This is a genomic window from Arsenophonus endosymbiont of Aleurodicus floccissimus (genome assembly GCF_900343025.1).
Classification (GTDB): domain Bacteria; phylum Pseudomonadota; class Gammaproteobacteria; order Enterobacterales; family Enterobacteriaceae; genus Arsenophonus.
In genome coordinates this window covers 381,447-408,071 of record NZ_OUND01000001.1, presented here as the reverse complement: position 1 = coordinate 408,071, position 26,625 = coordinate 381,447, and the positions used below count along the sequence as shown (strand labels likewise).

The 26,625-nt window shown below is 31.1% G+C and carries 24 protein-coding genes and 7 pseudogenes; 23 read left to right on the top strand and 8 right to left on the bottom strand.

What is annotated here, in order from left to right; all coding sequences use genetic code 11:
* Positions 1–2: 2 nt before the first annotated feature.
* The 4 genes and pseudogenes from ARADI_RS02125 to ARADI_RS20500 all read left to right on the top strand — a co-directional run bounded on the left by ARADI_RS02125 (position 3) and on the right by ARADI_RS20500 (position 1,751).
* A pseudogene (locus tag ARADI_RS02125) lies at positions 3–893 on the top strand (metal ABC transporter permease).
* Between the two features lie 4 nt (positions 894–897).
* Positions 898–1,145: pseudogene (locus tag ARADI_RS20505) on the top strand (metal ABC transporter permease).
* Positions 1,046–1,624 (top strand): metal ABC transporter permease, encoded by a 579-nt coding sequence (locus tag ARADI_RS02120; RefSeq protein ID WP_369406971.1) that lies wholly within the window; start codon positions 1,046–1,048, stop codon positions 1,622–1,624. Before ARADI_RS20505 ends, ARADI_RS02120 begins: the two are co-directional and overlap by 100 nt.
* On the top strand, positions 1,506–1,751 hold the full coding sequence (locus ARADI_RS20500) for a metal ABC transporter permease (protein ID WP_369406970.1): 246 nt from the start codon (positions 1,506–1,508) through the stop codon (positions 1,749–1,751). Before ARADI_RS02120 ends, ARADI_RS20500 begins: the two co-directional genes overlap by 119 nt.
* 510 nt (positions 1,752–2,261) lie before the next feature.
* Here ARADI_RS20500 and ARADI_RS02115 read toward each other — a convergent pair.
* A pseudogene (locus ARADI_RS02115) lies at positions 2,262–2,801 on the bottom strand (YniB family protein).
* A gap of 179 nt (positions 2,802–2,980) precedes the next feature.
* Here ARADI_RS02115 and hxpB point away from each other — a divergent pair.
* From hxpB to ARADI_RS02100, 3 genes and pseudogenes are all read left to right on the top strand, one after another.
* Positions 2,981–3,658: pseudogene (gene hxpB / locus ARADI_RS02110) on the top strand (hexitol phosphatase HxpB).
* A 187-nt stretch (positions 3,659–3,845) separates the two neighbouring features.
* The gene (locus ARADI_RS02105; protein ID WP_119710978.1) at positions 3,846–4,439 is read left to right on the top strand and encodes a metal-dependent hydrolase; all 594 of its coding nucleotides are present in this window, start codon (positions 3,846–3,848) and stop codon (positions 4,437–4,439) included.
* A 160-nt stretch (positions 4,440–4,599) separates the two neighbouring features.
* Positions 4,600–5,964: an L-cystine transporter gene (locus ARADI_RS02100; protein WP_119710977.1), complete on the top strand. Its 1,365-nt coding sequence runs from the start codon at positions 4,600–4,602 to the stop codon at positions 5,962–5,964.
* A gap of 256 nt (positions 5,965–6,220) precedes the next feature.
* Here the strand turns inward: ARADI_RS02100 and thiD are convergent, their stop codons facing one another.
* Together thiD and ARADI_RS02090 are read right to left on the bottom strand one after the other, a co-directional pair.
* Complete coding sequence (gene thiD / locus ARADI_RS02095; RefSeq protein ID WP_119710976.1) at positions 6,221–7,018, bottom strand: bifunctional hydroxymethylpyrimidine kinase/phosphomethylpyrimidine kinase; 798 nt, start codon at positions 7,016–7,018, stop codon at positions 6,221–6,223.
* A gap of 1,702 nt (positions 7,019–8,720) precedes the next feature.
* On the bottom strand, positions 8,721–8,861 hold the full coding sequence (locus ARADI_RS02090) for a helix-turn-helix domain-containing protein (RefSeq protein ID WP_182853035.1): 141 nt from the start codon (positions 8,859–8,861) through the stop codon (positions 8,721–8,723).
* A gap of 398 nt (positions 8,862–9,259) precedes the next feature.
* On the opposite strand from ARADI_RS02090, the gene ARADI_RS02085 reads away from it, so the two are divergent.
* From ARADI_RS02085 to ARADI_RS02025, 13 genes and pseudogenes are all read left to right on the top strand, one after another.
* Positions 9,260–9,559 (top strand): phage holin family protein, encoded by a 300-nt coding sequence (locus tag ARADI_RS02085; protein ID WP_119710975.1) that lies wholly within the window; start codon positions 9,260–9,262, stop codon positions 9,557–9,559.
* 871 nt (positions 9,560–10,430) lie between these two features.
* Positions 10,431–10,601 carry a hypothetical protein gene (locus ARADI_RS02080; RefSeq protein ID WP_182853034.1) on the top strand — a complete coding sequence of 57 codons (171 nt, stop codon included), beginning with the start codon at positions 10,431–10,433 and terminating at the stop codon, positions 10,599–10,601.
* 172 nt (positions 10,602–10,773) lie between these two features.
* Positions 10,774–11,700 carry a hypothetical protein gene (locus ARADI_RS02075; RefSeq protein ID WP_119710974.1) on the top strand — a complete coding sequence of 309 codons (927 nt, stop codon included), beginning with the start codon at positions 10,774–10,776 and terminating at the stop codon, positions 11,698–11,700.
* Positions 11,648–12,043, top strand: a complete 396-nt coding sequence (locus ARADI_RS02070; RefSeq protein WP_119710973.1) for a hypothetical protein — start codon at positions 11,648–11,650, stop codon at positions 12,041–12,043. Before ARADI_RS02075 ends, ARADI_RS02070 begins: the two co-directional genes overlap by 53 nt.
* A 415-nt stretch (positions 12,044–12,458) precedes the next feature.
* Complete coding sequence (locus ARADI_RS02065) at positions 12,459–13,064, top strand: DJ-1/PfpI family protein (RefSeq protein ID WP_119710972.1); 606 nt, start codon at positions 12,459–12,461, stop codon at positions 13,062–13,064.
* An 82-nt stretch (positions 13,065–13,146) separates the two neighbouring features.
* The gene (locus ARADI_RS02060; RefSeq protein ID WP_119710971.1) at positions 13,147–13,731 is read left to right on the top strand and encodes a chorismate mutase; all 585 of its coding nucleotides are present in this window, start codon (positions 13,147–13,149) and stop codon (positions 13,729–13,731) included.
* Between the two features lie 190 nt (positions 13,732–13,921).
* Positions 13,922–14,098 (top strand): hypothetical protein, encoded by a 177-nt coding sequence (locus tag ARADI_RS02055; protein ID WP_182853033.1) that lies wholly within the window; start codon positions 13,922–13,924, stop codon positions 14,096–14,098.
* A gap of 300 nt (positions 14,099–14,398) precedes the next feature.
* Positions 14,399–14,638, top strand: coding sequence for a hypothetical protein (locus tag ARADI_RS02050; RefSeq protein WP_119710970.1), 240 nt, complete (start codon positions 14,399–14,401; stop codon positions 14,636–14,638).
* Positions 14,639–14,827: 189 nt separating this feature from the next.
* On the top strand, positions 14,828–15,046 hold the full coding sequence (locus ARADI_RS02045; RefSeq protein ID WP_238149076.1) for a PsiF family protein: 219 nt from the start codon (positions 14,828–14,830) through the stop codon (positions 15,044–15,046).
* Positions 15,047–15,524: 478 nt separating this feature from the next.
* Positions 15,525–16,069, top strand: a pseudogene (locus ARADI_RS02040) (DUF924 family protein).
* A gap of 262 nt (positions 16,070–16,331) precedes the next feature.
* A complete protein-coding gene (locus ARADI_RS02035) occupies positions 16,332–16,499 on the top strand; it encodes a hypothetical protein (RefSeq protein ID WP_182853032.1) in 168 nt (55 codons plus the stop codon).
* 352 nt (positions 16,500–16,851) lie between these two features.
* Complete coding sequence (locus ARADI_RS20495) at positions 16,852–17,109, top strand: glycosyltransferase (protein WP_369406969.1); 258 nt, start codon at positions 16,852–16,854, stop codon at positions 17,107–17,109.
* Between the two features lie 46 nt (positions 17,110–17,155).
* Positions 17,156–17,419: a hypothetical protein gene (locus ARADI_RS02025; RefSeq protein WP_119710969.1), complete on the top strand. Its 264-nt coding sequence runs from the start codon at positions 17,156–17,158 to the stop codon at positions 17,417–17,419.
* Positions 17,420–17,499: 80 nt separating this feature from the next.
* Here the strand turns inward: ARADI_RS02025 and ARADI_RS02020 are convergent, their stop codons facing one another.
* A complete protein-coding gene (locus tag ARADI_RS02020) occupies positions 17,500–17,925 on the bottom strand; it encodes a hypothetical protein (protein WP_119710968.1) in 426 nt (141 codons plus the stop codon).
* 39 nt (positions 17,926–17,964) lie between these two features.
* A complete protein-coding gene (locus tag ARADI_RS02015; protein ID WP_182853030.1) occupies positions 17,965–18,300 on the bottom strand; it encodes a glycosyltransferase family 25 protein in 336 nt (111 codons plus the stop codon).
* A gap of 512 nt (positions 18,301–18,812) precedes the next feature.
* Here ARADI_RS02015 and ARADI_RS02010 point away from each other — a divergent pair.
* A complete protein-coding gene (locus tag ARADI_RS02010) occupies positions 18,813–19,844 on the top strand; it encodes a glycosyltransferase (RefSeq protein ID WP_119710966.1) in 1,032 nt (343 codons plus the stop codon).
* A gap of 100 nt (positions 19,845–19,944) precedes the next feature.
* Here ARADI_RS02010 and ARADI_RS02005 read toward each other — a convergent pair.
* Together ARADI_RS02005 and ARADI_RS02000 are read right to left on the bottom strand one after the other, a co-directional pair.
* Positions 19,945–20,906: pseudogene (locus ARADI_RS02005) on the bottom strand (aldo/keto reductase).
* Between the two features lie 143 nt (positions 20,907–21,049).
* Positions 21,050–22,439: pseudogene (locus ARADI_RS02000) on the bottom strand (DASS family sodium-coupled anion symporter); the annotation flags it as partial.
* Here ARADI_RS02000 and ARADI_RS17100 point away from each other — a divergent pair.
* Positions 22,339–22,794 (top strand): hypothetical protein, encoded by a 456-nt coding sequence (locus ARADI_RS17100; protein ID WP_238149261.1) that lies wholly within the window; start codon positions 22,339–22,341, stop codon positions 22,792–22,794. The pseudogene ARADI_RS02000 and the gene ARADI_RS17100 sit on opposite strands and share 101 nt — an antisense overlap.
* 585 nt (positions 22,795–23,379) lie before the next feature.
* On the opposite strand, the gene gnd is transcribed toward ARADI_RS17100, so the two are convergent.
* The gene (gene gnd / locus ARADI_RS01995; protein ID WP_119710965.1) at positions 23,380–24,792 is read right to left on the bottom strand and encodes an NADP-dependent phosphogluconate dehydrogenase; all 1,413 of its coding nucleotides are present in this window, start codon (positions 24,790–24,792) and stop codon (positions 23,380–23,382) included.
* A gap of 233 nt (positions 24,793–25,025) precedes the next feature.
* Here gnd and ARADI_RS01990 point away from each other — a divergent pair, with 233 nt between their 5' ends.
* Positions 25,026–26,612 carry a TerC family protein gene (locus tag ARADI_RS01990; RefSeq protein WP_119710964.1) on the top strand — a complete coding sequence of 529 codons (1,587 nt, stop codon included), beginning with the start codon at positions 25,026–25,028 and terminating at the stop codon, positions 26,610–26,612.
* The last annotated feature ends 13 nt before the right edge of the window (positions 26,613–26,625 follow it).

The following is a 26,625-nucleotide window of genomic DNA, read 5'->3' as shown; positions in this document are numbered from 1 at the left end:
TCATGTTGGATCTATTACTTCAACCTTTTGAATATAACTACATGGTTAAAGCAATCTGGGTTAGTGCTATCGTTGGAGCAGTCTACGCTTTTCTCTCAGCTTATCTAATTGTTAAAGGGTTGGTCGTTAATGGGCGATGCCCTTTCCCATTCAGTTGTTCACGGTGTCGCAGGTGCCTATGCATTTAGCCTTTCCTATTCTATAGGGGCTTTTTTTACCGGTATTCTTGCCGCACTTTCCAGGGCATTCGTGCGCCATACTTTCAAAACTAAAAGAAGATGCTGTAATTGGTTTCATTTTCTCCACCTTCTTTGCCATAGGATTGCTAATTCTTTCATTAAATCCCACTTCCGTTAATGTACAAACTATTATCTTTGGCAATATTTTAAGTATTGCAGATGAAGAAGTACTACAAGTTGAAATTATTATTATGATTTCTTTTATTATACTTATGTTTATCTGGAAAGATTTACTTGCCATATTCTTTGATGAAAATCATGCTCGTTCTATTGGACTAAATTCCCTAAAATTAAAAATTATTTTTTTATCCTATTAAGCGCCTGTACGGTTGCTGCCTTACAAACTGTGGGAGCCATACTTGTTATAGCAATGGTTATTACCCCAGGCGCTACAGCTTATTTACTCACTGATCAATTCAAACGGTTACTTATTATTGCCATACTGATCGGATTTACTTCTAGTGCTCTTGGCGCTTATATATTTATTTTATTAATGGTGCAACAGGCGGAATTATCATTACTTTGCAAACACTGATTTTTCTTTATGCCTTCTTTTTTGCCCCTAAATATATTTTATTTGCTTCCCGCCGCAAAGCACGACAAGAAATTGTACACCTCAAACAGTTAAAACAAGAGGTAAGCAACAGTGAATGATTTGATGGAATTATTAATAACACCTTTTACTTTTCCTTTTATGCAAAAAGCTATTATTACCACCCTTGTAACCGGAACAGTGTGCGCTATGCTTTCTTGCTTTTTGATACTTAAGGTTGGTCTTTAATGGGTGATGCTATTTCTTATGCTGTATTACCCGGTATCGTTATCGCCTTTTTGTTATTGGTATTCTTTTATCAATTGGTGCTTTTATATCAGGAATTTTTTGTGCATTCGCGACCGGTTATCTGAAAGAAAATAGCCGTATAAAAGAAGATACTGTCATGGGTATTATTTTTTCCGGTATGTTTGCCTTTGGATTAGTACTATTTGCCCGTATCGATACAGATCAACATCTTACCCATATTCTTTTTGGTAATATCCTTGGCATTACCAAAGCTGAATTTAAACAAACGCTTTGGATCTCAGCTTTTACTATCACGATTATCCTGCTAAAGCGCAAAGATTTTATGCTTTATTGTTTTGATCCTAATCAGGCAAAGGTTATTAGTTTACCCGTTAAACTTTTACATCATGGATTACTCTCTTTATTGGCACTTACCATTGTGGCATCTTTAAGCGGTAGGAATAATTCTGGTCATTGCTATGCTTATTTCCCCTGGAATTATAGCTTTTACACTCTGTCAAAATTTCAGTCGAATGTTAGTTATTGCGGTTATTGCCTCAATCATATCCTCTTTAATAGACACTATTTTAAGTTTTCATATTGATGCAGCAACGGGGCCTTGTATTGTAATAACTCAAGCAATTTATTTTATTGCTGCATTAATCTACAACTATATTAGTAAAATAAAAAAACGCTCTTCTTTCGATAAAATTTCAATTCATTCTCCTTAAGTTAAGCTAAGAAATATATTAAAAATAACCAGAAAAAATTAGGATTATCTTATTTATTACAGATGATAATCCTTAGTTTCTCATACAAATTCTATTTATTAACTATAAATTGTCATAATATGTGCTCAAAAATTGAAATGCATAATGCAATAACTAGAATGCAAATAGGTAATAATTCATTTCATTATTCAAATTAACATTTTGCCATCATAAAAATCTTTACTAAAGCTAAATTAAAAAGCAATATATTTAACAACCATAGCAAAATAAATATTCTAATTAATTTATTTTAAAAATAATTAATTGTAATTTAGTCAAAGCTGGCTCGTGAAAAAGTTGACTTTTGCTTGTCAGCTTTGATAAGCATTAATTGATATATCAAAGCTGTTATTGTTAAATTGCTATAATAACATTCAAAACAATAGTTTTATTGCTAGATAAGTTATTAGTGATGGTCTTCATTCAACTGTTCAATAAAATTATTTTTCAATTAATTATAATATAAAAAAACTACCAGCCTAAAATATTCATCATGAAGTAAAGTATTCCTTCTAATATAAACGGTAATATATACAGAATAAAAAACTGCTGGAAAATAGTATGACGAGGAATAGTAATTTTGGCTTCTATCTCTTCTTTTGATACTTCAGCACCTTTTGCTCTTTCAAAAATAAGATGATCTTCAATACTTTTTTTAATAAATTTCAATTGACGATTCATTCTGTTACTTGAAGCACTCAAAGCTTGACCAACAAACATCTAGAAAAATAGCAAAACAAAACCAAGATTAGCTGTCGAAAATCCTATATGAGCACTAGTAATTGGTGAATTATGCCAAAAAAAATTTAAAAAGACCGTGTTTTTCCGTATCATATCAACCATAATTTTAATAAAATCATTGGCTACATCACTTAAACCATGCCCTTGTAAACCTTGCTTTTCTGCTAGCAGAACTAATGAAACTACAGTAGACACCAGTGCTAAAGAAAAAATTATCCATCCTAGAACACGCTTTGTAATCGCGATATAAAATGCTGTTTGATAATTCATTAAATCTCCTCATATTTCTTATATTACCATTTATATTAAATGATAAAATGTTATCAAAAATATATAAATGTTATTTTATCACTAACCAAAATAAGACCTCACCTACCTATATTAAAAGATTTCTTTATTTTAAATTGATAGAATTAAGCAGCAAATCATGAATAATAGGAGTGCTTTTAATGTCTAATGAGCTATCTATCAAAGCTGCTATTTTTGACATGGATGGGTTATTGATTAATTCTGAACCCCTTTGGAGCCAAGCAGAAAAAGAAATTCTTAGTAAACTTGGTGTTAATACTTCAATTGCTAATCAACTTCCTGACACTCTAGAATTACGTATCGATCAAGTGGTACAACTGTGGTACTTAGCTGCACCTTGGCAAGGAACCTCATTAGAAGAGGTGGAACAAAAAATTGTTAGACGGGTTATTGAACTTATAGAAGAACAACGACCTTTATTACCAGGTGTTAAACATGCACTTCAACTATGTCAGGATAATAATTTAAAAATTGGATTAGCGTCAGCTAGCTTTACCAAAGCACATATTAGAGAAAGTACTCACTATGTTTAATATTCGCGAGTACTTTTCAGCCGTAAGCCCGTAGTATCAGTAACACCATTACCCTACAGTAAACCCCATCCAGAAGTTTATTTACAAACAGCGAAACTGCTAGCTATAGAACCAACACATTGTGTGGTTTTTGAAGACTCTTTTCATGGTATGGTTGCGGTTAAAGCTGCACGTATGCGTAGTATCGTTGTCCCACCAAAAGATCATTTCACTGATCCACGTTGGACATTAGCAGACGTCAAACTCAATACGCTGGCTGAATTAACAACTAAGCATATCGTTTAAATTTGATCAATTCGCAGTAATTTGATGCATCAGTATACTGCCAAACTAATGCAATATCACTTCTCTTAGAAAAAATTGCTCTTATTATTTAATAAATAAGATATTTTTTTTGATTACACTACTCAAACTAAGCCAAAACTATTATACTTTGTAAACTGTATAAATAAACAGTTGGATATTATATGCTATGACTGCCACCGGGCATCTGTTTTTTTCAGTATCATCATTAATACTTGTGCATAAACTAGCAATTACACCTGAGTTTGCACATGGTGATTGGCTTAATTTATTAGCCGGTGCGCTACTTGGCGCACTGCTACCCGATATAGATCATCCATCCTCTTCTCTCGGACGTTTATTTCGTTTCATTTCTGTGCCAATTTGTCGTTTATGTGGTCACCGTGGTTTTACACACAGTTTACTCGCATGGCTGCTCATTATGTTATTATCAACTCAATTGCCCAATAGTTACTGGCTTTCTGATGCCCTAATTCAAGCATTCTTATTAGGTTATTTTAGTCATTTAGTCGGGGATATGTTAACCGCAAAAGGGATACCTTTCTTATGGCCAGTAAAAATTTCTTTCTGTTTTCCTATCTTAGGTAATAATTCTAATCAAAGAGCAGAACACTCTATCACCATATTATTAGCTATTTGTGCGATATTAATTCCATCGAACTATCAATTACCACTACAACCGCTGTTACAAGAAACAAAAAAAAACGTTATTGCATATGTAGTTAATGAACTAAACGATTTAATTTTATTCCATTCACGATGAAACATTATGAATATAAAATTGCATTTAGTTATAAGAAAATTATTTTTATTACTGATAATATATAAGGGAAAATGAGTTTCATTGGAAGTTTTCATCATCTTACTTTACCAATGACAAAGAATCTTATACCTAGAACAATAAACCGAGCTGGAGAGTGGGTATGAATTTCCCTGTAATTCTGAATGTACTTATCTTTATCCTATTATTGCTGTTATTGGCCAAAATAAGTGCAGATGGATGGAGTCTATCAAAAAAAGTTTTTGTGGGTCTTCTTATTGGTACTGTTTTTGGTGTTGTTTTACATTTAGTATATGGTATTAATAATCAAGTAGTGCATGATTCATTATCTTGGTTCAATATTGTAGGCAATGGGTATGTGAAATTACTTCAAATGATTATTATGCCTTTGGTATTTGCTTCCATACTAAATGCAGTAGCACGTTTGCATCAAACCTCTTCATTAGGAAAAATCAGTTTTTTCACCATTGGGATCCTTCTTTTTACAACAGCAATTGCCACTCTCATCGGGATTATTATTACATACTGGTTTGGCTTAACTGCAGAAGGTCTGGTACAAACTAGTAGTGAAACTATTCAACTTGGGATAATAAAAAATAACTACATCCACAAGGTTTCTGATTTAACAATACCTCAATTAATATTATCATTTATTCCTAAAAACCCATTTGCCGATCTGGCAGGAGCTAATCCAACATCTATTATTAGCGTTGTTATTTTCTCTACCTTTTTAGGCATAGCGGCTCTCCAATTAGTTAAAACTAATCCCGAAAAAGGTGAAAAAATATTATCTGCTATTGATATTTTTCAATCCTGGATCATGAAGCTGGTTCGGCTAGTTATACGACTTACACCATATGGAGTAATGGCTTTAATGATTAAAGTTGTTGCTAATTCAAACCTACAAGATATTATTAAACTTGGTAGTTTTGTTATTGCTTCTTATTTAGCATTATCCTTAATGTTTATTGTCCATGGTATACTTTTTTCTTTCTCTGGCATTAATCCGATAAAATTTTTTAAAAAAGTCATTCCTGTATTAATTTTTGCATTTACTAGTCGTTCTAGTGCTAGCAGTATTGCATTAAACGTTGAAACACAAACTCAGCAATTAGGTATTCCTGAATCAACTGCTAATTTTTCAGCATCCTTCGGCACAACAATTGGTCAAAATGGATGCGCAGGTATTTACCCCGCAATGCTTGCTGTAATGGTTGCCCCAACGGTTGGAATCAATCCACTGGATCCTATATGGATCGCTACACTTGTTGGTATTGTGACCATAAGTTCTGCCGGGGTGGCTGGCGTAGGTGGGGGAGCAACTTTTGCTGCATTAATGGTTTTACCCGAGATGGGATTACCAATTACTTTAGTAGCGTTACTTATTTCGATTGAACCATTAATCGATATGGGAAGAACTGCATTAAATGTTAATGGCTCAATGGTTGCAGGAACAATTACTAGTCAATTGATGCATCAAACGGATAAAAGTATTTTCGATAAATAATATTTCAACCTTGTAATCTCTATCCAAAAGTCCTATTAGAAATCTCTTTAGGACTTTAAAGCAACTAATCAATTTTATGAAATAGATTATTTTTATTATTGACAATAACAATTAATTTGAACCTTAAATAATTATTACGTCTATTAATAATTTTCATTTTAAATCCACTAGATAACCAATAAATGTATACTATCAAATAAATATCCTGTTTCTCACAATTGTAGAATAATTAATAGTTTTTTTACTAGATGAAAAATTACCACCAGGTATAAAAATGGTGAACAGGTCCAATACCTTCTCCAACACTTAATCTATTGGCATGCTTCAAAGTATTTTGCACATAATTTTTAGCTGCAATAATTGTATCTTGCCAGTTGTCAAAATAAGGGCGTTTAGCAGCCAACGCTGCAGACAATGTACAACCAGTACCATGAGTATTTTGTGTTCTTACTTTAGGTAATGAATATCGCCATTCACCACTATGTGTAATAAGCCAATCTGGGCTTTCTTTATTATCAAGATGTCCACCCTTCATAAGCACAGCCTGGCAGCCAAATGATAATAGTTTTCTTCCTTGAGATAACATCTCCTGCTCATTTCTAGCCATATTGCAATTAAGAAGTACTGCTGCCTCAGGCAAATTGGGGGTAATAAGAAACACTTTAGGTAACAAAATATGAATAAGACTATCGATTGCATCAGCATCCAATAATGGTACCCCACTTTTCGCAAGCATAACGGTATCTAGTACCGTAAAAGATAATGAATATTTTTCTAGTGCCGCTGCTACTATGCATATATTTGTAGCATTTGATAACATACCAATTTTCACACTATCAATTCGAACATCAGTTAATACTGATTCAAGTTGTGAAGAGACAATTTCGCCAGGAAGATTATGAATTGACTGTACTGCGCAAGTATTTTGCGCAACTAATGCTGTTATCACAGCTGCACCATAATTTCCTAATGCTGAAAATACTTTCAAATCAGCATGTATACCTGCACCACCCGTTGGATCAGTTCCAGCAATTGATAAGGAATTATAAATCATAAATTTTCCTAATATTAAAATATTAATCAGAATAATTTATGCTACCTTACTTGACTTATTAGATTAAACCAATAGTTATTTTATATCACGACAAATGAATATATTACCTTTACTTCCCTATTTCACTATTTTTTGTTTAGTATTGAAATATAATAAAAATCATTCTCATTATATATCTTTTATCAATTTTGTATTTTTAATGAAATAACCTAAATACAACTAATTTTGTAGCACTTAAGCATAATATTCTTCTTATCAAGAATGGCTTTAAATCTAAAAGATTTTATCGTATTTTATAAAATGAAATAATAAATTATTTATAAAAATAATTTATCTATCAATAGCACTCATTTACAATAAATAAAGCCAATGGATATCGCAGATTAGTCCCTTGCTTTAGCATAAAATAGTATTCAATATTGACAAGTTTATTGATAGGAACCGGTTTTATCAAAAAAAATTAAAATAAATTTTTTTCAAAACAAAAAGTAACCCTATTATTGGATTATATTATCTTTCAATAATGAATATTACAAGACTATCTGTTTTTATTAATTTAAATAAAAATTTTTATATAGATAATAGTACATTAAAAATTGGATACCTAATACTAATTAACAAATACCATTTATAACTAATAAAATGATTTAACTGCATAAAAAATTAATGTAGCGCATAAAATGGCATTTCTTATACTTTATTATTAAATAAAAATTTAATAATAAAGTATAAGAAATAAAAAAATGCGCCGACAATCTTGTTATTAATGCTAATGTTATTTTTATTGAAATGCCAAACTCTCAACAACGCTTTAATATTCAACTTATCTTAATGTAAATTTTTTTATTACTTGTCCTTTAACTAACTTAGCGGCTGTGAAATATAGTTAAAACATTTTCTATGCATAACCAAATACTATAGATATTTTAAGCATGATAAATATTTAACTTTAATAATTCATGCTATTGTGAGATAATTCACTTGAAAGTTAATATATAACAATTCTTTCTTCTATCTAAAAATATAACTAATAAGCTATAAACACATTGATTAGTCGATAATCATAACTTTAGAATAAAAACATGACATTAATGATTTTAGTTAAATTAGTTGATAAAATTAATAATGTTGTTTGATAATTTAATTGATTCATTGTTATTACAATTTAATATTAAAAAAATACTTACACTAACAATACTTAATTAATTTATAATTTTAGCAATAATGGACTATTTTCCAAAATTGCATAATTAAATAAAAAATATTTAATTAACATATAGATATAATTTTAAAATTTCATTTAATGTTTATATTATTTTCAATAAAAAAATTATAATCAATCTTACATACATTTAAGCTACCGTGATTTCCCTGGTGTAACATGGCGATTTTAATTATATACTATAAGATAATACTATTTTAATTTTAGATAATAATCTGAGATAAATTATAATTTAATTTATAATTTTTTTAAATAATTGTAGATGTGAGTAATAAGAAGATATCGTTTAGGGGGTTTTTCATTCCATAATATTTCCGTACCATCTTTTATAATTGCATAAATCATACCATTTGGCATTCTTTTCAAATCAATATAACCACTAACATTGTAAAGTTTTTTGCGTACTCTAGAAAAAAATTAGCTAACGTTATTTGCTGTAATACTCCTATATCTATTCATCCACACATACTGAATAAGGTGTTATAAATCCATCGTATCCTTTCCATGAGAAAAATTGAGGATAACTTCAAGAATAAGAAATTCTTTAGGGGTTAATTTTACAACTTCATCTTCTACTTCAACCGTCCTACCAACGCTATTGATAACTATATACGACTTCATAGCTTCCTCCTCCTGATAAAATATAAATAAACTAATATAGTTATACTTATATCAATAAAGAATACAAAACTATACTTTTTTATTGAACTAATGTTCAAAATTTTGATAATAGTTTTTTTGAAGACTAAGTTAACTAAATTCATTTTACAGCAATAACAGGTTTAATTAACATAAATTTTATTTTATTATTACTAATTATGAAAAATTTTAAAGCCATCTTTATCTCTTTTATTAAAAAATCAATTATATCTTTCCAAACAGTATACTTATAAAATAAAATAACGCACAAATCATTACAGTATTCGTAATAGTTGTAACAATAAAGTTTAATATTTGTCTTATTTTTTTCAATAAAATCCTTTAAAAAAGTAAATCTAGAATCTGGGGGTTATACCTATATGCATAAAGAAAATGATGTTCTTTTATGGTGTCTTATAGGTTTGTTTTCTGAATGGGGAGGTGCTACTAGATATATATTAAATACGGAAAAAAAGAAATCAAAACGACGATGGATAGCGATGATATTTGAAATGATTATATCTTGCTTTACTGGATTTATTGGAGGCTTATTAGCTATGGAATATGGCTCTAGTGACTATATTGCACTAGTAGTTGCCGGCTTACTAGGATCCATGGGTGGTACAGGATTAAAATTACTATACCAAAAATTTTTCAATTTAAAGGTTGAGAAAAAATAATTTACTTTTATAACTGCCATAATTATAGATATTCAATTATAACTAGCTATGTTTTCTTTTCACTATAATTATCACTAAGGGTAGTGTTGCAATAAAATTCTACTTTTAGTGGATATCTACTTTATCATTCTGATAAATAACATATTATATTCACAGCTTATTTACCAAATAGATAATTTTATTTAAATGCAATCTTAACTATATTATATTATATTATATGTTATGTTATGTTATGTTATGTTATGTTATGTTATGTTATTAAAGATAATAATTATTAACTTACTACATTTAAACAACAGAAAGAAATTATAGTTTTTAATATTATTTTTCCTTTGCATTAATAACACATTATAAATCATAAAATTTATCTCATGCATTTATTAATGCGTAATAAGCAAAAAAGATAAAATAAAAAATAACATTTATAATATAAAAAATTCATTTTTTATATATTTAATAATATTAAGCAAAATTAGCTTCATTTTATTCTGTTGAAACATTAAGATCCTTAATCATATTTTTGACCATATTAACAAATAGTAAATAGAATGACTCAGGAAAAAATGAATATAAAAAATATGCAGAAAATAGCAAAATAATACACATCAATCATAACTTTATATAAGATAATCAAAGCTCCTTAATTAGAACTTTTGTTATTGAAGATGTAAATGTTGAATTTATACGATTGGTATTTACTTTGGCCAATATGCCATCTGGTTCATACATAGAAATTACCGATCGTAAGAGACAGCATACTTGAATTTTTCTACTAAATAAAGGTTCTACGCTGAATCTAACTTTTTATACTAATTGCATTGATATTAAAGTTATTTTACCAAAAAATCATCACTATTGTGATAATCAAATAATGGAACTTGCTTATTATGAAGCACTTCCGCTTGATTTAACACAAATTGTTGAAGATAGTAATAATGGGCGACAACCCTATATGTGGTATAAAATACGCCTTTTTTTAACCCAGCTCGCGCTGTACATTTTGTCGCATTTAATGGTTATGGTGAAACTTGCTCATTTATAGGTTCAGCTAATCACGTATTAACAAACCGCCATGTCGCTTTAGGTCCCAATAGTCAAATTGATCCAGAAGCGATAAAATCCAGTGAAATGTGGGTTAACAAACATAATATCGCCAACGACTTTTCATCACCCGAAACTGATACTATTCATTTCATTTTGATGTCGATAAAATATTGACGCACGGAGAGTCAAATGGAGGGCTTGGTGATTATGCCTTATTTACTATTGCGGATTTTGATTATCACAATGCTCACGTTAAAACTTTATTTGGTGGTTTAAAGCTGCAAGAAACGTTAAATAAAAAATGCGAAAACATCTATATCCCACAACATGGTGGCGCAAAACCTTTACAAATTAGTGCCCGACTAAGGGATTCTATGGATCCTTTTGCATCAATAAATTCCGATGTACCAGATGGTACATTACTCATTCATGGAGATATAGAAGCAAGATCCTCAGGCTCCCCCCTGGTTGGTCGAGAAACTCACAATATACTAGGAATTTTATGGGGTCGTTTTATAATTTTCCAACAAGGTATTTCATCACCATATCTGCTCGATAAGCTTAAAGAATTTATTGCAGATAGTAATACTCAAGTCAAAGCACAAGATAATATTGTGTCACACAACATTGAATCCACCCCGGTGGATCACGCTGAAATTAAAGTGATATTTCGCGATAAAGAACAATTAATTCCTTTTGGTACCGTTCTAGTTGAAAACCATGATGGCTACTCTATTATTGAAATGGCTGACTTAGATCTAACAACCAAAACGACTTTGCCAGTAAAATATAAAGTATTGGCAATTATGTCTAATAATCAGGCGACCCATCTCAATGATCCTACCTTAACTGGTGAAGTAACTCTGCGATTTATCTCTTATCAACATCCACAAGATACTATTATTAAAAGCTGGTTTGTTGCTCGAATAGAACGAAATGGTGAAATCGTAAATAATTATATTGCACGTATATTAAGCTATAACTACGATATTTTCGAAATACCATTCGATGTTAAAAAAGCAGATTGCATGCCATTAATATTTGATGCCAAACAAGCTAATACTATTCTACATCCATTTACTGAAAACAATCCCTAACTTATCATTTTATACTCTACGCCATGGACAAGGACCAGAAAATATCGTTGAAATTAGTGATGGCTACTCAATTTTAAAAACACAAGTTATCAATGAAAAAGAGTTAGTTACTTTCCAGGCATATGGAATTAAATCTATAACAGAAAGTGAGCCCTACCCTTATATCTCTATGCCAAGCAGAATTAATGTGAAATGTAATTATAACATTAAAGGACTATCATATTTAAGAGTCTGTTATTACCCAGAGGATAATCAGCATTTAATTGGTAAAGGAACATTCAAAGGCATTATTGCGTTCCACGCAAGCGATTCTGCTGAGCGATTATGTAAAAATATTCTTTAGATATTACGATAAACGGATAATTTAATAATGTTGTAATAGCAATAAATAGTAATACTCATTTAAATTAACTGGGTATTATTCATAATAAAACCATAATAAATAATATTAGATATTCAATCAATTTTATGTGGCAAAAATAAGCTATTATCAATAGCACTGAGTTCTATTTTGATGCTGTTAATAAAAATAAATATTTAAGATTAATAGTAATAAATTAAGTTAACAGCATAAAAGTATTAACTTGGAATTTAACTTTCTCTTTATAAAATTAAATAGGTCATAATATGAAAGAAGAAAAAATTACTACTGAAAAAAAGATTTAATTTTTGCATTTGTTCTTTTTCCAGGAATGACACCATTAGATATTATTGGTCCTGCCACGCTATTACAAAATCAAGGATTTACGATATAATATATTTGGCATGATAAACAACCAATCTCGACAGAAATTAATTGTGTAACACTCACACCTACCACAACATTTGATAAATTAGATGCTGTAGATATCTTATTCATTACCGGTTCACATAATCCTTTTCCAGCACTTAAAGATACTAAAATGTTAAAATGGATACACAAAGTTAGCCAAAATGCTAGCTATATTACTAGTGTATGTAATGGCTGTATGTTTTTAGCCGCGGTAAATCTTTTAGATAACTATAGATCTTCGGTGCATTGGAGTTGCAATGAATTTTTAGCAAACTTAGGTGCTACTGTTTCTAACGAACGGGTTACCATTGATAGAAATAGAATTTCGGGTGGAGGCGTAACCGCTGGTATTGATTTTGGGCTGCACATATTATCAATTATAAAATCAGAAACTGATGCAAAGGTAATGCAACTACTTACCCAATATGACCCTCAACCCCCTTTTCAATCAGGAAATCCGGAAACAGCTGAACCAGAAATAGTGAATGTAGCGTGTGATAAAATTAAAACATCATTTGACACAGAAACACCTGATTATCTTGAAATACTTGAACGTGCTATTGAAAGAAAAAAAGACTTTATTAATAATTAAATTATATATTCAATAATGTTGAATATTATTTAATTTATTGATACATTTGAGTTATTTTCACAATATAGCATCCAGATGTATTATGATTAATAAGCTTAAGCGCCATAAACCCTGTGCAGTTATATTGAAGTACTCTTTATCTACGCTTTTTTTCATCTCATTTACAGCTACTGCTCATCAATACCAAAAAATTGCAGATCTTATTGAGCAACGCCTTTCTTACATGAAATATATAGCTAAGTATAAATTTGAAAAACAATTGTCAGTTGAAGATCGCACACAAGAAAATAAAGTTATTTTAAACTCTATTAATAAAGCAGAAATTTTAGGCCTGGATAAAAAGTCAATAAAGCCTTTTATGATATCCCAAATAAATGCCGCTAAAGCTATTCAATATCGCTATAAGGCAGACTGGCTAGCCATGCCAGAAAAGATAGTTCAACATGATGATTTAGCAGTTATTCGTTTAAAAATTAGCAAATTGACTGATGACATCATACAATTAATTGCGAAAGAATTAAAAAACAACGGCCAAATAAAAAATCAGATCTGTTCATATATAAATAAAATCCAGCTGCATAATCTTAAAGTCGCTGATAAAAAAATAATCTGCTCATCACTTGAGCAAATATCTTTAAAAAATAAAAATACAACCTCAAAAAAATAATCTGGCAATCAGCAAAATTTTCCATTTAGTTAATTTATATTCTTGATAAAAATTAATATGCTTATATCACTATTAACTTCTGTTTCAGCATTTCCATCTGAGCAATTAAATAATAAAGAATATAATATCGACAATTACAATAATAAATTATTAGAATTTAATAAAAATTAATGACTCTACGAATATATCATTGAAACAAAAAATAGAATTTAACAATGAAATTATAGGATTAATTAATGAAATTAAAAAATTGCATGATAGACATTTGGAATCAAGTGAAAATAACAATGAAAATTTTATAGCAGAGTTACAAATATTAAAAATAAAATTTGGTATGGTCGCCATAAAATATGCTGATACTGACTGAGAAAGTTTTGGCCTTTCCGAAGAAATATTTAAAAATAATCATCAATTTTTGAACTCACCTTTATGTCGATTATCATTAAATGAGCAACAACGGCAAAACATAACCGACAACGATATAAATCAAGTTTAGTATTGTTGTCTATATAATTTTGCCTATGAATTAGCTCATAATAAAGTTGCCCCTCCAGCAGATAAATATCATACTGAATATTATTCCATAGTAGATAAATTAAAAGCAGAGAATTTACCAGAAGATACGATTTTTGCGATAGCAAATGCGCGAAAGGCGCTAATTCTTTGTATGCATTCTTTTGTTACAGAAATTCCTAAAGACAATGCTTTACTTATAGCATTAAAAGAAGTTAATAAATTTTATGATAATTTTCTCAACATTAATGAAAATACCAATATTGAACAATTAGAGCTAGAATGCGAGATTCTAACGCAAGAAAAATCACTCTATATAGCTGAATCAATAAAGCAGGAATTCCAGGAACTGAAAAAACGATTGACTCAATCAATTGAATTTATAAATAGCTAAATTCAATATACATAACGACTATATATGCCAGTACTCCAGCTTATACAACAAAAGAAGCAAGGTAGTTTAGTTCACTAAAATAGCAGAAATTATTTTATAGAGAATATTATTCTTTGATGACTATTTTCTCAACAAATCATAATTTACTGCTATTGTTGTATTGATATCTTGTAAATTCGGAGTTCTACTATGAAATTGAAAATATTATTTATTATATTAATCAGCGTGTTATTACTAAACCCTGTTTTATCTGCCGAAAAAATGACAGAAAAAGATATGTCAGTACAACAACGTAAAATGGGGAGTTGTAATTCTAAAGCACATGAAAAATCATTAAAGGGTGAAGAAAGAAAATCCTTTATGAAATCCTGCCTTAGCAATAAAAAAACAAGCAAAATGAAAGAATGAAGAAGTGTAGTGAAGAAGCAGGAAAAATGAAATTTAAACAAGGTAAACGGTAAGAATTTATGCAAAAATGCCTAAGTAATAAAAATAATTAATTTAATATATGAATAAAGCCACTTTATTTTAGTGGCTTATTTTTTATTTCTAGAATATTGCTTTATTTTAATTAAAATAGAAATGACACCATTGAATATTTAATAAAAAATAAAATAGTAAATCCTTTATCAAAAACTGCCACTTTTGATATATTAAAAATAATAATTATAATTTAAAAAAATAACGTTATTCATTTTGCTCATACTAATGGCATGATATAAGATTACATTATCATCACATATCAAGAAAATTTATAAAATAATTTACTTCATTTAACAGAATTTTTCTTATAAAGTAGCTATATTATATTTTCATCTTCATTTTACTATTCAGAATTATAGATGGTTTACAGCGGGAAAATTGCTAACCTAAAGAGATAAATATAATGCATAATGAATGGCAAGAAGTTTTAGATTTCTGGTTTAAGGAATCTACCAATAAACAATGGTTAGAAAAAAACCACAATTTGACTTTATCATCCGGGATAGATTTAAACTAACTACTGAAAAAGCGAGTCGTGGTGAACTTGCTTATTGGCGTTGTTCAATAAAAGGTAAATTAGCTGAAATTATCGGGCTTGATCAGTTTTCTCGTAATATTTGGCGTGATACAGAAAAAGCTTTTTCACAAGATAATATGGCGCTTATGTTAGCTCAAGAAGCAATTAAACAACCAGATTATACACACTTACCAATAAAAGAACGTAAATTAATTTTAATACCATTTATGCATTCAGAATTACCTTTCATTCATCAACAAGCAGTTCCTCTTTTTACTGTATTAAATGATAAAATAACACTTGAATTTGAAATACGGCATAAAGAAATTATTGATCATTTTGGCTGCTATCCACACAGAAATGGAATTCTTAATAGAAATTCTACTCCTGAAGAAATATTATTTTTAAAAAAATTAGGTTCAAGTTTTTAGCTTATAAGTAGAAAAGTAGAGTATATGTTTAAAATATGTACTCTATTTTATGAATTAACAAACCAATGATCTTTTTGTAACTTTTAAATTAAGTTATTGTTCAATTATTTTTTAAATATTTCTCTGAAATAACCAGAATATTTTGATAAAAATGCGCCATAACCACTATTTTAACTATTTTATTAATGACATAGTATTTATTTAAAATAGATAAGATTGACAGATATTATTTTAATTAAAAACTTGATGAGATTAGCAGACGATGCCAAGCAAAATATTAATAACCAGCTACAATATTAGTAGTTTTGGTGGTATGGAAACCATTTGTCGTGAATTTATTTTGTTATTAAAACAACGGCGACCAGATATAACTGTCAGTTTTGTGTTTTTTTTAATGATAAACAAACGCAACCAAATGATGCTTGGTTAGATAACATAAAATATAATCGATTATATTCCAATATTAAAAATGGCAAGCGGCGGCGTATTCATTATGCTTTGCAGCTGCGACAACTACTTAGCGAGCAAAAAATTAACGCAATTATCGTCTTGGATTCGATTGCCTGTTACAACTCAAATATCAGTAGAAAACTTATCTTAGCCAGACAAATACCACTAATTTCCTGGCCACACTTTTCCATTAATGGAAGTTATAAAAAAAATATCTTTTAAAAGCAGATTACTATTACGCGATAAGCTCAGGTATAGCGAGGAAATTAGTTGCTCTCGGCGTCGATGAAAATAATATTTTTACCTTATTCTAATCCAATAAAAAACAGAACATTGTTATCCAGCGACCTAAGGACAAAACTGTTTTTCTCTATTTAGGGCGAATATTTTTTACGGGGCAAAAACAACTGGCGTTTCTATTTACTAGCTTGGCGAATATCAGCGGTGATTGGCAACTCAATATTGTTGGTAGTGGCGAAGAGCACGAGATCAATCAATTAAAACAGCTAGCTAAAAAACTAAATATTGAAAAAAAAATAACTGGTGTGGCTGACAGCCTGAACCATGGGTTTATATACGCAATAACATAAAAACAGTTTCGGCTTTACTACTAACGTCCAGCATTGAGGCCTTGGTATGGTTCTTCTTGAAGCCATATCCTATGGTATTTATGCAATAAGTTCAGATTGCCCAGATGGGCCGGAAGATATTATTAAAAACGATATTAATGGAGAATTATTTCCTATTAATGATCTACCGTGTTTCGTTAATATATTGCAGAATATTGTTGATAATAAAACCTTACCCCCACAGGTTAGCATAAAAAATTCCATCTCAGATTTTTATGAAGATAGCTATTTTGACAGAGTTAATTCATCCCTTAAGAAAATTCTAGCGTGATAGCATTTAGCGGATTAATCATAATGATTAATCCGTGCAAAAACAATATTAGATGGCAATCTCTCAAAACGACATAACCCCTATTTTTGCCAAAAAATTAAACAACGTAAAATACGCCTTATTTGTAGCAAAATATAAGCTAAAGCAAACTCAAGATTGCCTCGAGTTCTTCTTTTTTCTTTAATAACATACTTTTTTCTATCAGCCTCCAAATTGCTATTTTCAACGAAAACAATGGGATGCTTAATAATTTCGGCTAAATAATATCCTTTAATTGCCTGTTTTCTGTATAACAGGCCCCACGAATCAGCAACAAAAAATTGTCTTTCAAATTCAGCGATTATTCTTTTACAGGTGTTGCGATGAATTAAGTAACAACAGGCACGAAAAATTTTATCCGGACTATAAGTTAATAGACGAAAGGTCACATTAGCGATGGTTATTTTATTAAAAAAACTTAACGAAATTCGTTTTCTAGAACTCAGCCCTTCTTGACCACCTAGCAAATAAACATAATCTTTTTTTAATAAATCACTTTTACCCTGTTACAACGCTTTGATTAGAGTGGATAATTTTGTATCAATGATAACGTCTTCCTTTAGGATCAATGTACATTCGATATCATTTTTTACAATATGTTGATAAATTGATTGATGGCTCAAACTACAAGTAATTTCATTCATTCCGCTTGCTTTCACATCAAACTTACCTGAATTAGCGGATTCAAACCAAGGCATGTCACCCTGAGTTAACTTAGCACCTTCGATGGCACCAACTATCGTGAAAGGTAAAGCTTGTGACGACAAAGCTTTACTAATTTTTCTTCTTCTATCTGTATTCTTTTTTAATGAAACAATAAAAATAGGGCAAGATTTACTCATTAACGCCACCAAAACTCTATATTTCATAATATGTTAACTAAATTATAACTAATCAATTTTATTTTACTACCTATTTTATCAGCAGAATAATATCATTTATTCTAGTATTTATTGTAATATAAGTATAATAATTGCCAAAAAAACACAAAATAATTTTTTATGTTGAAATTTAATATAAATTATTATTTACTTTGTGTGAAAAATAATTAATTAATTTAATCACTTAAATATATTATATAAAAATAATATTAATTTAATTACTATATTTGCCCATTATGATATTTACCTATCATAAAAATCAAAACAAAAACTAATTCATCTTATATTTTCAAATAATTACTTAATTTGACATAAGAAAAAACTGCTTAGCAACAGATCAGAAACCATTTTAAAACATCTCATTTCTAAAAAATATAATGATTATTAATCAATTTTTATAAAGTATAATGGTTATAGCAATGGTTTTTTCTTTCCACTAACGCTAGAATCAATAACAATTTACTATAAAATTAATGCCAGCTTTGCCAAAAGGAAACTTAATGTATTTCAATAGTAAGGAGATGATACTAACAAGCTATGAATTTTCATCTGCTAGGATAAAAAATTGCCAGTTTCATATTGCTTACGGAGCAGATATGAATTTCGCTCTTGGTACTGCGATCTCTATCTGTTCGATTCTACATTTTAATAAAGATTATACCTTCCACCTTTATATCTTCATTGATATGATTTCTACAGGTGAACTGAAAAAATATGATAAACTAACAAAAATATATAATACAAAAATAACAATATTACTTATCGACACTCTGCAGCTAAAAAAATTACCAACCAATAAATTGTGGTCTCATGCAATCTATTTTCGCTTTATCATTGCAAATTATTTTCACCAAAAAATAAATAAAATTTTATATTTAGATTCAGACATTATTTGTTCGGGTGATATATCAGAATTATTCACCATCAATTTAAGCCATCATATTATTGCGGCTGTCGCTGACCGAGACCAATACCTATGGAGAAAGCGGGCTGAAATGCTAGCAACACCAGCAATAGCTAATGGCTACTTTAACTCAGGCGTTATGCTAATCGATACCGATAAGTGGTATAAAAATAAAGTAACTGAGAAAACGATAAATGTATTACTTGATGATAAGACAAAAGCAAAATTTATATTTTATGATCAGGATGCATTAAATATATCTCTGGTAAATCAAGTTTTATTTTTAGAGAAAAAATTTAATACCCAATTTAGTATCAATTATGAATTAAAAAATAGAATATTATTCCCTACAATTGATAATGTAAAATTCATTCATTATATTGGCCCAACCAAGCCATGGAATAACTGGTCTGAATATCCCAGTACAGATCTGTTTATTACAATAAAAGAAAAATCTCCTTGGAAAACAACTCCTCTTATAGCGGCATCAACGTCAAACCAATATCGATATGCAGCTAAACATATGTTTAATAAGAAAAAATATATTCAATGGCTATTAAATTATCTCTATTATTTTGTTATTAAAGTTTTATATAAATAAAAAATAGCATAAACCGTCAAATTGGATAATCGTCATTTGATGATAGACAATCATCCATTTTTATAGCTAAATTTTCAATTAATAGATATAGAAAATATTTTCAATTTAATTTACTTTCATAATCTATATATTCGAATTGCGCTTTGGTTAAGGTTAAATTAATAGCGTTAACAAAACTTTCAGCCTGAGCAGCAGTAGTTGCACTAGCAATCGGGGCGATGATCCCATTGAAAGCCATTAACCATGCAAGGGCAACTTCTCCTAATGTAGCTTGATGAGCATTAGCAACTACCTGCAATGCCTTGAGAATTCTTTCACCTCTTTGATTAAGATATTTATCGATATCACTTTTTCTAGGGCTACTATTTAAATCGTTTTGACGACGATATTTTCCGGTTAAAAAACCAGATGCCAAACTATAGTAAGTGACAACCCCAATATTTTCTTTGATACAGAGTTTCCTCAACTTATCATCAAAAGCAGCGCGATCGTAAATATTATATTACGGTTGTAATACCTGGTATCGCGGTAAATTGTGACTATTCGCCACATCTAACGCTGTTTTCAACTGTCCTGCATCCAAATTTGAGGCCGCCCCTATAGCACGAATTTTGCCTGTTGTTAAAAGCTTCTTATAAGCGTTTAACGTCTCTTCATAAGGTGTATTGATGTCAGGCCAATGAGAAAATAGAGATCAATATAATCTGTTTGTAAACGCCGTAATGAGTCCTCAACCGGGTTTATAATCCAGCGAGCAGAGAGCCCACGCTTACCTGACGAACCTAAATCTGCGCCCACTTTGGTAAAAATAATTAATTTATCTCGGGCAATAGAATGTTTAGTTAGCCAATTTCCAATGAATAGTTTCAGATTCTCCACCACGATTACCTGCTGCCCAACTTGAATAAACATCTGCCGTATCAATTGCAACTAAACAGTTATCATAGAGCGCATCTAAAATGGCAAAACTCTCTTTTTCATTGATAGTCCAACCAAATACGTTACCACCAAAACAAGTGGTGGGATAACAAATCCAGTTGAACCTAACCTACATAATTGCATATTTCCTCACTTATTTTTAAATAAAGCGAATGTAATAGCTAGAATATTTTAGTGGTACTTTTACAGCAAGATTGTATTTATTAAATGTTAAACCCTATTTAACTTACAAATTAGTCCAGCAATTTAGATATGTTAATTATAACTTACCAATAGCCCAATAACTTCCACCATAAACCACCAATGACTAACCAAATTAAAAGATTAACTACACTTAATATAAAACCCATTTTCCACCATTCAGCTAAAGTTGTATAACCAGAACTAAAAATAATCGGCGCAGTACCTGTAGCATAATGGGTTAACGACATCATTAATGATGAAGAGAAAGCCAGGATCAGACCAAACAAAATAGGTGGCGCCGCCCAATGCTAATCCAGCAGTAAAAAATGCTGCAAACATTGCCATAATATGGGCTGTGGTGCTGGCAAAAAAGTAATGAGAATAGACATATATTAAAACAAGTAACAACATGCCACCAATCTAGCCGATCCCCAGATGATCAATAGCGTTTCCAACTGTTTGAGAAAACCAATTAGTCAACCCAAGCTTACTTAGGAAAGATGCCATCATGACCAATGCAGCAAACCAAGTAATTGTATCCCATGCCCCCTTGGTTTTCAAAATATCATCCCAAGCTAATACACCGGTACAAAGTAAAACGGAAAGACCGATAAATGCCGCAGCGGTAGGGTTAATAGTAAAAGCGATGCCAAAAATAAGCGCAGGCACACCAGCCCACATCAGCAGAAGCATGGCAAATACTGCTAAAGTAATTTTTTCTGCTGCTGAAATAGGCCCTAACTTGTGTAATTTTTGTTTCGCGAAATTTGGTGCATCTGGTATTACTCTAATTTCAGGTGGATAAATCCAATAGATAATTAATGGCATAATCAATAACGAAATAATACCTGGTATAAAAGCGGCTATTGCCCACATTCCCGAACTTATCTCAAATTGAGGGGTGGTATTTCCCATAATCAAACTGACAATCAATGGATTAGGTGCAGTTGCCGTAATAAACATTGCAGATGTAATTGGGTTGATATTAAAATTAATCAATGACAGGTAACGGCCAATTTTGTGTGAGCTACCTGATTCTGGATCAGAGCCGAAGCTCTTTGCAATGGAGCGCATTATAGGATGAATAATACCACCACCCCGTGCAGTATTGCTTGGTGTAACTGGTGCTAATATTGTCTCTGCAATCGCCAATGAATAAGCGATGCCTAAGGTCTTTTTGCCAAATAAAGAAATAAAATAATAACCAATACGGGCACCTAAGCCGGTCTTATTTAGACTAATAGAAATCATTATTGAAACTCCTATCAACCAAATAAGTTGATTTGAAAAACCGCTCAATGCATTATTAATAGCTTCCGTCGGATTATTAGGATTAATTACTCCCGTAATAGCAATTAAAGCAATTGCGATAATGGAGATTGCACCTATTGGTAAGGCTTTACCTATGATAGTTATTATAGTCCCAATAAAAAGCGCAAATAATTGCCAAGCATTTACCTCAACAGCAGCAGGAGTAGAAGTAGGAGTAGGAGTAGGAGTAGGAGTAGGAGTAGGAGTAGGAGTAGGAGTAGGAGTAGGAGTAGGAGTAGGAGTAGGAGTAGGAGTAGGAGTAGGAGTAGGAGTAGGAGTAGGAGTAGGAGTAGGAGTAGGAGTAGGAGTAGGAGTAGGAGTAGGAGTAGGAGTAGGAGTAGGAGTAGGAGTAGGAGTAGGAGTAGGAGTAGGAGTAGGAGTAGGAGTAGGAGTAGGAATAATAAACCAGATGATGAGAGTGATTGTAATAGCAATTATGGTTGGTAAAGGTTTGAATGGGGTCAATTTATCCATATTGTATTATCCAATTGGTGAAATATATCTACACAAAAAATAATTAATAACTTATAAAATCACGCTAACAAATCATACAACTACTTATTATATAAATTTATAGATTAGTAATCTATATTTATTTTTATCGAGCTTAATAATAAATATTAATTTATAAGTTTATTAAATTATCCAATTTATTCTTTTAATTTTGATCTCTTTAATTGTAAGAATAAGTTATTTTCATATGTTAAGACTTTGATATGTATTACAAAAATCACAATAAATTTTATTCATTAATTCACTGGGATAAACTATTTCTATTTTTTCAGTCTTAGTGATTTTCATAATATAGCAAATTAATCATAATTATTTATGGTTAATTTTATTAAATAACAAATAAGTTTATTTGTTTTATTAAAAAAACAATAGATTTATTTGAAAATCATAATTACTTTATAAAAAATAATATATTTTATATTACAATATAATGTGTAAATCTATTTATTTTTGGATAGATATAAAATTGAAGTCAAAAAACAGCAGCAAATCAATATGTCCATTTGTGCTAACCCAAAGCCAATAAAGATGGTCTTTATCGTTAATGATAAAGACCATTCAATATGATTTTATATCAGTTCAGCTAGACCTATTTCTCTAACCATTCAGTATGAAAGATACCCTCTTTATCAATCCGCTTATAAGTATGAGAGCCAAAATAATCACGTTGTGCCTGAATTAAATTTGCCGCTAAAAAAGCAGAGCGATAACTATCATAATAAGAAATTGCTGCCGTAAGCGTAGGTAATGGAATACCAGTTTGTATACCAAAACAGACGATATCCCGTAATGATTGCTGATATTCATCAGTAATATTCTTAAAATAAGGCGCTAACATTAAGTTTGCTAGAGATGGGTTTTGGCTATAGGCATCGGTCATTTTTTGCAAAAATTGCGCTCGAATAATACAACCAGCGCGGAAAATCCTGGCAATTTCGCCATAATTTAGCTGCCATTGATATTCATCCGATGCTGCTTTTAATTGCTGAAAACCCTGTGCATAGGAAACAATTTTACCTAAATAAAGTGCCCGACGAACTTTTTCAATAAATTCCTGCTTATCACCTTTAAATGAATTAACAACCGGCCCAGTCAGGATGTTTGCTGCTGCTACCCGCTGCTGTTTTAAAAAAGAGAGATAACGCGCAAATACCGATTCAGTAATAAGCGAAACAGGTACCCCCAAGTCTAAAGCACTTTGACTGGTCCATTTTCCAGTTCCTTTATTAGCGGCTTCATCCAATATGACATCAATCAAATAATTACCGGTCTGGTCTTCTTTTTTACGAAAAATATCAGACGTAATTTCGATTAAATAACTACTTAATTCCCCTTTATTCCATTCAGTAAAAATATCCGCCAATTCTTCATTATTTAATTTTAATGCGTTTTTAAGTATTGAATATACTTCAGCAATAAGCTGCATATCACCATATTCGATACCATTGTGCACCATTTTTACATAATGTCCTGCACCATCGGGACCAATATAGCTGACACAGGGCTCACCATCGGCCTTAGCTGCAATTTGTTGCAAGATAGGTGCCACTAAATCATAAGCCTGTTTCTGTCCACCAGGCATAATAGAAGGCCCTTTTAATGCACCTTCTTCACCACCAGAAACGCCGGTTCCAATAAAGTTAAACCCTTGTGCTGAAAGTTCTTGGTTACGTCGAATAGTATCCTGAAAATAAGTATTACCACTATCGATTAGGATATCACCTTTATCCAGATAAGGTGTTAAGGAAGCTATGGTTTTATCTGTCGCCTCACCCGCTTTTACCATTAATAAAATACGACGGGGTTTTTCTAATGAATCAACAAATTCTTTAATCGTATGACAGGGAATTAATTTTCTACCTGGATTTTCTGCGATCACTTCATCGGTTTTTTCTTTAGAACGATTAAAAATCGAAACAGAGTAACCTCGACTTTCAATATTGAGCGCTAAATTACGTCCCATAACAGCCATACCAACTAAACCAATTTGTTGTTTTGACATGAAAAACTCCTGTCTGACACTTCATTACCCACAATTAACGAGCAAATATATTTTTACGTATTGAGATATTAACTTACTCTATAGTTTGATGATAGTGATTTCATGCCTTCATGGATAGGATATTTCGGCTAAAAACGATTAAAAAAACGTTATTATATTGAAATTTTTGTTCAAAGTGCCCATTATTCTAAAAGTCGGCATAAGCCGTCATATTAGAAGGTAAAATAAATTTTATGGAATGGATCACTGATCCTACGATTTGGGCGGGGCTTCTTACTCTTATCGTACTCGAAATCGTGCTTGGCATTGATAATTTAGTCTTTATCACTATCTTAGCTGATAAATTACCGGCTAAATTACGCAACAAAGCAAGAATAACTGGTTTAACCTGCGCACTTTTTATGCGCATCATCTTATTGTTTAGTCTCACTTTACTCGTTTCACTAACCAATCCTATCATTGATATTTGGGGTCACCCATTTAGTGCGCGAGATATTATAATGCTTGGCGGTGGGCTGTTTCTGCTTTTTAAAGCCACTATGGAGCTTAATGAACGGTTAGAAGGTAAAGATGAACGATCTGGCAAACAACGCAAAACAGCCAAGTTTTGGGCTGTTGTAGCACAAATTATTGTATTAGACGCTATTTTTTCACTTGATTCGGTAATTACTGCCGTAGGCATGGTTGAACATATTGGCATTATGATTGCCGCAGTCACTATTGCTATGATTTTAATGATTATCGCTAGTAGACCATTAACCCTGTTTGTTAACACCCATCCAACTATTGTTATTCTCTGTCTCAGTTTCTTACTTATGATCGGTTTTAGCTTAGTTGCTGAAGGATTTGGTTATTTGATACCGAAAGGCTATTTATACGCTGCTATTGGTTTCTCTATTATGATCGAATCACTTAACCAATTTGCATTATTTAATCGACGCCGTTTTTTAAAAGGCAGCAAATCACTGCGGGAAAGAACCGCAGAAGCAGTATTGCGGGTTTTAGATGGTCAACATGAACGCGCTGAATTAGATCATCGCACCTCTGATTTAATCGCTGATAATAATGGTATTTTTGATCCACAAGAACGACAAATGATTGTTCGTTTATTAGGATTCGCTCAACGTAATATTAGCAGCATAATGACTTCGCGCCATGACGTTGAATATATTAATATCAACAAGCCTGCCGATAAGCTACTTACATTGCTAGAAAAAACACCCCATACCCGTCTTGTTGTTACGGATGAATTGATAAGCGATGAACCGGTAGGGGTTATACACGTTATCGACATATTAAATCAACAATTAAAAAAACAAAAACTTAACTTACATGCCTTAATTACTCAGCCACTAATTTTCCCTGAAGGCTTATCCCTACTTCAGGCATTAGAGCAGTTTCGTAAAGCTCATACCCATTTTGCCTTTATTGTTGATGAATTTGGCTCTGTCGAGGGAATTGTTACGCTGACGGATATTATGGAAACTATTGCCGGTAATATGCCAATCAGCGAAGCAGAGGTGGATTCTCGTCATGATATTCAACAATTAGAGGATAGCCGTTGGGTTGCTAATGGCTTTATGCCTTTAGAGGATCTGATCCTGTATGTGTCAATTACGCTTGATGAAAAACGTGAATATGAGACGATTGCTGGATTATTAATGGAGCATCTACAACGAATGCCTGTGGTAGGTGAACGTATCAAAATTGAAAATTGGATTTTTGAGCCGTTGGAAGTCACCAGCCACCGCCTTAAAAAAGTGTTGATTACCCCCCTCCTGCAACTAGCTAAAAATGATGTTAAACAGAATATTACATAAAAATAACGCACTA

Bases quoted from the DNA above. Each gene is read 5' to 3' on its own strand.
- ARADI_RS02025 (WP_119710969.1), top strand. From the start codon at position 17,156: ATGGTTCTTCTTGAAGCCATATCCTATGGTATTTATGCAATAAGTTCA.
- ARADI_RS02015 (WP_182853030.1), bottom strand. From the start codon at position 18,300: ATGAGTAAATCTTGCCCTATTTTTATTGTTTCATTAAAAAAGAATACA.
- thiD (WP_119710976.1), bottom strand. From the start codon at position 7,018: ATGATTTATAATTCCTTATCAATTGCTGGAACTGATCCAACGGGTGGT.
- ARADI_RS02050 (WP_119710970.1), top strand. From the start codon at position 14,399: ATGCATTCTTTTGTTACAGAAATTCCTAAAGACAATGCTTTACTTATA.
- ARADI_RS01990 (WP_119710964.1), top strand. From the start codon at position 25,026: ATGGAATGGATCACTGATCCTACGATTTGGGCGGGGCTTCTTACTCTT.
- ARADI_RS02105 (WP_119710978.1), top strand. From the start codon at position 3,846: ATGACTGCCACCGGGCATCTGTTTTTTTCAGTATCATCATTAATACTT.
- ARADI_RS02035 (WP_182853032.1), top strand. From the start codon at position 16,332: ATGCCAAGCAAAATATTAATAACCAGCTACAATATTAGTAGTTTTGGT.
- ARADI_RS02085 (WP_119710975.1), top strand. From the start codon at position 9,260: ATGCATAAAGAAAATGATGTTCTTTTATGGTGTCTTATAGGTTTGTTT.
- ARADI_RS17100 (WP_238149261.1), top strand. From the start codon at position 22,339: ATGGAGATTGCACCTATTGGTAAGGCTTTACCTATGATAGTTATTATA.
- ARADI_RS02070 (WP_119710973.1), top strand. From the start codon at position 11,648: ATGCCAAACAAGCTAATACTATTCTACATCCATTTACTGAAAACAATC.
- ARADI_RS02100 (WP_119710977.1), top strand. From the start codon at position 4,600: ATGAATTTCCCTGTAATTCTGAATGTACTTATCTTTATCCTATTATTG.
- gnd (WP_119710965.1), bottom strand. From the start codon at position 24,792: ATGTCAAAACAACAAATTGGTTTAGTTGGTATGGCTGTTATGGGACGT.
- ARADI_RS02080 (WP_182853034.1), top strand. From the start codon at position 10,431: ATGGAACTTGCTTATTATGAAGCACTTCCGCTTGATTTAACACAAATT.
- ARADI_RS02010 (WP_119710966.1), top strand. From the start codon at position 18,813: ATGCCAGCTTTGCCAAAAGGAAACTTAATGTATTTCAATAGTAAGGAG.
- ARADI_RS02045 (WP_238149076.1), top strand. From the start codon at position 14,828: ATGAAATTGAAAATATTATTTATTATATTAATCAGCGTGTTATTACTA.
- ARADI_RS02090 (WP_182853035.1), bottom strand. From the start codon at position 8,861: ATGAAGTCGTATATAGTTATCAATAGCGTTGGTAGGACGGTTGAAGTA.
- ARADI_RS02060 (WP_119710971.1), top strand. From the start codon at position 13,147: ATGATTAATAAGCTTAAGCGCCATAAACCCTGTGCAGTTATATTGAAG.